We start from the raw sequence: 1,201 nt of genomic DNA, 5'->3' as shown, positions 1-1,201 counted from the left end.
TTCGACTACATCGAGCGCTTCTACAACCCGGTGCGCAAACACTCAAAGCTAGACTTCCTCAGCCCAGTCGACTTTGAGCAAGGCTTAATGGGCTAAGCAAACCGTCCGGGAAACTGGGGGAAGCCCAGACAGCATTCAATTCAACATCACCCAGATCCCAATCTTCCAGAATTCGCACCAAAGATCCCTCAGAAAGCTCTTGGGCGCAGCTAAGGGAACTGGTGATGACGATGCCCATGCCAGCAACCGCTGCGGCGTTACAGCCCTCGCTGCTGGAGAGGATCAAGCGGTTATCAACTTTGACGGAGGATATTTGGCTTCCCTTGCGCAGTGTCACGCCAGAGCCACTTCCCGAGGGACCAGCGAACACTTGAAAGTTTGCGAGGTCAGCGGGGCACTCCGGGCGCCCTACTTTCGAGAGGAAGCGGGGAGAGGCGGCGGCAACACGCGGCCAGGAGTGGACCCGCCGTGCCACGGCGGAGGAGTCTTCAAGCACGCCGAAGCGCAGGGCCACGTCAATGCCCTGCGCGACTAGATCCAGTCGTTGGTCGTCCGAAAGCACGTTGACTCGAAGCTGCGGATGAGCCGACATGAAAGCCGGCAGTCGAGGAATCAGTACGCGCTGGGAAAAGCTTGACGACGTCCCTATCCGCAGCATGCCACTAAGAACTCCGGTTCCTCTTACTGCGTCAGTCGCCTCGTCCAATGCTCTCAACACGACTTCGACACGAGCGAAGTAGTCAGAGCCAGCTTCAGTAAGCGTCACGGCGCGGGGGGTCCGTGCGAACAACGCCACACCGAGCTCCTTCTCCAGCCCGGCAATCGCGCGGGACACGGTTGGCTGCGAAACACCACGCTCACGGGCGGCTTCGGAGAAGCTACGCGTTCTCGCGACCCGTACGAACAGGTTCATTGCATCAAAACGATCCGTCATCTACTTCAATGGCCTTTAAGCTACTTGCCGGGACTTCGACAGATCGACGCTCAGCGCCTCTCCGGATCAATGACCACTCCGAGCGCTCATGGCACTCGGGCAGGTGACATCCCTAGTGCCCCCTGCGGCTTTCGCCTTCTGTGACCTGCCCCCCACCAGCCGTACCAGGCTGAAGTTAGTGAAGTCCGTCAACCACCAGGAGAATGACGGACATGAAGAAGAGCAGATTCACCGAGGAACAAATCATCGGCTTCCTCAAGCAGGCCG

The 1,201-nt window shown here is 58.7% G+C and carries 2 protein-coding genes; one reads left to right on the top strand and one right to left on the bottom strand.

Annotated features, from left to right (window positions below):
- Positions 1-96 (top strand): IS3 family transposase (locus M3149_RS23245; RefSeq protein WP_353056840.1); only part of this gene is annotated, 96 nt, incomplete at its 5' end.
- Here the strand turns inward: M3149_RS23245 and M3149_RS22625 are convergent.
- Entirely contained in the window at positions 59-913 is an 855-nt protein-coding gene (locus M3149_RS22625) for a LysR family transcriptional regulator (RefSeq protein ID WP_251711605.1), read from the bottom strand. The genes M3149_RS23245 and M3149_RS22625 overlap by 38 nt on opposite strands.
- Positions 914-1,201 lie beyond the last annotated feature (288 nt).

The organism is Hydrogenophaga intermedia (assembly GCF_023715105.1).
Taxonomy (GTDB): Bacteria; Pseudomonadota; Gammaproteobacteria; order Burkholderiales; family Burkholderiaceae_C; genus Hydrogenophaga; species Hydrogenophaga intermedia_A.
Note: the sequence above shows the minus strand (reverse complement) of the source record. Positions and strands in the feature narration are given on the sequence as shown.